At 50.5% G+C, this 3,415-nt stretch carries 5 protein-coding genes; all 5 read right to left on the reverse strand.

Features of this window, described 5'->3' with window-relative positions; translation table 11 throughout:
• Positions 1-284 (reverse strand): hypothetical protein (locus AADEFJLK_RS25215; protein ID WP_211299245.1); only part of this gene is annotated, 284 nt, incomplete at its 3' end.
• 150 nt (positions 285-434) lie between these two features.
• Positions 435-1,952, reverse strand: a complete 1,518-nt coding sequence (locus tag AADEFJLK_RS17395; protein ID WP_211299246.1) for a cbb3-type cytochrome c oxidase subunit I — start codon at positions 1,950-1,952, stop codon at positions 435-437.
• Between the two features lie 2 nt (positions 1,953-1,954).
• Positions 1,955-2,551, reverse strand: coding sequence for a c-type cytochrome (locus tag AADEFJLK_RS17400; RefSeq protein WP_103975132.1), 597 nt, complete (start codon positions 2,549-2,551; stop codon positions 1,955-1,957).
• Positions 2,548-2,880: a hypothetical protein gene (locus AADEFJLK_RS17405; protein WP_103975276.1), complete on the reverse strand. Its 333-nt coding sequence runs from the start codon at positions 2,878-2,880 to the stop codon at positions 2,548-2,550. The genes AADEFJLK_RS17400 and AADEFJLK_RS17405 overlap by 4 nt, the downstream gene beginning before the upstream one ends.
• 67 nt (positions 2,881-2,947) lie before the next feature.
• Complete coding sequence (locus tag AADEFJLK_RS17410) at positions 2,948-3,316, reverse strand: group I truncated hemoglobin (protein ID WP_103975133.1); 369 nt, start codon at positions 3,314-3,316, stop codon at positions 2,948-2,950.
• Between the last annotated feature and the right edge of the window lie 99 nt (positions 3,317-3,415).

The raw sequence follows: 3,415 nt of genomic DNA on the forward strand, positions 1-3,415 counted from the left end.
CCAGAAGCGATAGTGCCTGAGTTTTCACGAAGCGAAGCGGAAGTGAAAATGCAGGCTATACGAAATCGCGTCGAGTCATTGGAGAGCATGTGAGCCACCCCTTGTTGGGTGGCGAGCGAGTGACCAGGACGGCTGGGGCAGCCGAAGGCATAAGCGGTCGCGTGATTTTTGCTGATTGACCGGCAAGGATGCCGAAGCAATCTTTCGCAAAAATAGCGACTCCCCTTGCCATCCTCATCAAGAAGAACACCCTTGTGACCAACGGGCGCGGCTGTTTTGTCCAAGCACGGCGACTATTCAGCTGCCTTAGACCCCACGGATCATCGATAGGTTGGCGGCGGCTTTTTCGGCAATCAGACGGGCCGTAACCTTGTGGCATTCATCTTAACAGTGTAAAAAATAGCTTTACTACCCTACAGGTATAGATAACGCCATCAGCTTTCAGAAACTTGCGCCGCTTTGCGTTCTTCGGTTTTGCCTATGGTTAATAAATCCCAAATCAATAAAACCAAACCGGCAAAAGTGACCGCGCCAAAAAACCACCGCCAGACCATCGCGGCCTGAAATGAGGGGTGGTTTTGTGCGGTAAAATAACCGCTCCAAGTCGAGCCTTCAACCGCCCGCTCAATAAAAGACTGCTCATAACCGGCGATCAATAACGCAACCGTCATGCCGAGTACGCCTCCGTTGAGCAATCCCAGCGCCCATTTCCACCGCCAGCCGTTTTTAATGCCTGCGCCCATCCAAACCTTGCCGCGCCAATGCTGGATCGCCAGATAAAAGAACGCGATATTGATAGTGGCGTAAGCTCCGAAAAACGCCAGATGGCCATGTGAGGCCGACCATTGTGTGCCGTGGGTGTATAAGTTAATTTGCGGTAAGGTGTGCATAAACCCCCAGACACCGGCGCCGAAAAAATTGCCAAAAGCTTGGGCGATGATCCATGCTAAAGCCGGGTGATTACCGCTTTTAAATGCGTGGGTTCCGGCATCGTAAACGGCATGGACGACCATCGCGACCAAGGGGATAGGCTCCAGCGCGGAGAAAAAGCCACCGATGGTCAGCCAATATTCTGGGGTGCCTATCCAGAAATAATGATGCCCCAGCCCTAAAATACCCGAGCCAAACATTAGCGCGACTTCGATATACAGCCAAGTTTGTACGATTTTGCGTTTGACCCCCAGCAGTTTCATCAATGACCACGCCATGATGACACCGACCAGCACTTCCCAGGTCGCTTCCACCCATAAATGGATCACCCACCACCACCAGTATTGGTCTTGGGTGATATTGGTCATATAAAACATGCCGGCGACATAAAGGCCGGCCAGGGCGACCAAGTCCAGCGTCAGCACCCCGGCAATGCCGGACCATTGGCCTTTGCTGAACGTGGCGACGACGTTATAGAAAAATGTCAGGATCACGATGACAATGCCGATGTCCGCCCAGCGCGGCGCTTCGATGTATTCGCGGCCTTCGTTGATGAACCACAGGCTGGAATCTTTTCCGGGGCCAATTTGCACTAACAGATAAACTAGCACTACCAGCGTCACCGCACCCGTCAACAGCCAAAACGCGATATTGCCGAGTTTCAGGCCAACAATTTCAGTGCCGCTTTCATCTTCCAGCAGCCAGTAGACACAACCGATAAAGCCATACAGCATCCATATTATCATCGCGTTGATATGCACCATGCGGTTGACGCTGAAATCCAGAAAACCATACAGAAAATTAGGGAAGATAAACTGTGTCGCTGCCAACATGCCAAACAAAAGCTGGGCAAAAAATAGGATGACGGCGACGGTGAAATACTTGACCGCCAGTTTTTGCCCATCGCTCAGATGGGTGCTGTCCAATGCCACCCAAGCTTTGAAGGCATTGAGGCGGTTACCTGTTTGCTCCAATAAAGCGCTTGCCTTGTGCATGATGCTTGTTGTGTTCGTCGTTTCCATGCTCATTCCTCCGCATTAATGGTCTTAAAGTTATAAGGAAAGCCGTTGGTGTCAATGCTGGACATCCACTTTAGGAACGCCACTACGCCTTTCGCTTCCGCTTCGGTGATGTTCAGGTTAGGCATTTTGCGGTTGCTGCCGAAAGTGCGGGCGTTTTTTTCCGGGTTCATCAAAAACTTCACCATCAACTCTTCGCGCAGGTCTTTGGAGATCCAGCCTTTATCGAGCCACGCTTTGGTCAGATCCGGAGCGTAATAGGCGCCGTTGCCCAGCAACGTATGGCAATTCATGCAGTTTTTGGCTTGCGTGGTTTTTTTGCCGAGCATGACCAATTGTTCGGCTTCCGCTTCGGTAAACTCCTTGCCGAATAACAACTCGGTGTCACCGATGACGGGCATGGATTTATGCAGGTCTGCTTGATACTGGTAGTCGATTTGTTTGTTAATGACGGAATAGGCGGGGACACGCTTGCCGCCCGCGTTGGTTTGGCTCAGTGAATCAAAGGTTAAAACGATTAAAACAATAAATGATCCGGCGGTTACCCAGATTGCCGTTTTTTTCCAGAATGACTCCGAAGCCCATAAGGGTGTTTCGTTCATAGCTTATCCTCCTCTGCTGTTGTTGTTGAATCCTGGCCGGTGTGGGTTTTAACGCATAGGTGCCAGATGCCTATTGGCGCAAAAAAATAGCCGACCAGCATTGCTGCCGAAATGACCAGCCAGTAACCTGAAAAATGGGCGGTGTAGGTCAGTTCGGCGACGGATGCCGCCAAAATGAGGTAAGCGCTGTAAGCCGCCAGTTTGATGCGGTTATTCGGGTTGGCTTTAGACCAGGCGAACAGCAGGGCATAAGCCGCACCCGCCATGATCATCAAGGCCGATACGAAAAACGTGATAAAAAAATCTTTTAACGCGACAGGTTCAATCATGGCGGGCCAATTGCAATAAGCGGCTAGGATGCCATTTGCCAATGCTGGCAAACGGCGGTAACCAACATCATCCGACAATCTCGGTTTTAGTGCTGTCGATGAACGCCAGCACCTCGGCAGACTCTTGTTCGGGCAGTTCAAATTCTTTTAAGGACGCTTGTAAATGTTGCCTAAAAATAGCCCAATCACTTTCAGTAATGCCCATGCCCTTGTGCGTCACCGCCATATTCCGGCCAGTATAATAAAGCGGCCCGCCAGAGCTTGAGCAAAGGAAGTCAATCAGTAACTGCTTTTCCCTGGCCATGCCGTCAAGCCCGCGGTTTTGCCAAAATCGGCCTAATTGGGTATCCGCGAGCAAGCGCGGCAACAAATCATTAACAACGACGTTAATGGCATCGTAGCCACCTAAGCGTTCATATAAAGATTCTTCAATCATGGTTTTTCTCCTTTGTTGGTGATTTTAAAGCTACAAACAACACCGCCTTTGGCCATGCACTCGACCTGTTCTATCTCACTTTCCAGTAAAGACGAAATC

Origin of the sequence: Methylovulum psychrotolerans (assembly GCF_002923755.1) — a bacterium.
In the GTDB taxonomy this organism is placed as follows: Bacteria; Pseudomonadota; Gammaproteobacteria; order Methylococcales; family Methylomonadaceae; genus Methylovulum; species Methylovulum psychrotolerans.

Excerpts from the sequence above, each read along its gene's own strand:
- AADEFJLK_RS17395 (WP_211299246.1), bottom strand. The coding sequence starts at position 1,952 with ATGGAAACGACGAACACAACAAGCATCATGCACAAGGCAAGCGCTTTA.
- AADEFJLK_RS17405 (WP_103975276.1), bottom strand. The coding sequence starts at position 2,880 with ATGATTGAACCTGTCGCGTTAAAAGATTTTTTTATCACGTTTTTCGTA.
- AADEFJLK_RS17400 (WP_103975132.1), bottom strand. The coding sequence starts at position 2,551 with ATGAACGAAACACCCTTATGGGCTTCGGAGTCATTCTGGAAAAAAACG.
- AADEFJLK_RS17410 (WP_103975133.1), bottom strand. The coding sequence starts at position 3,316 with ATGATTGAAGAATCTTTATATGAACGCTTAGGTGGCTACGATGCCATT.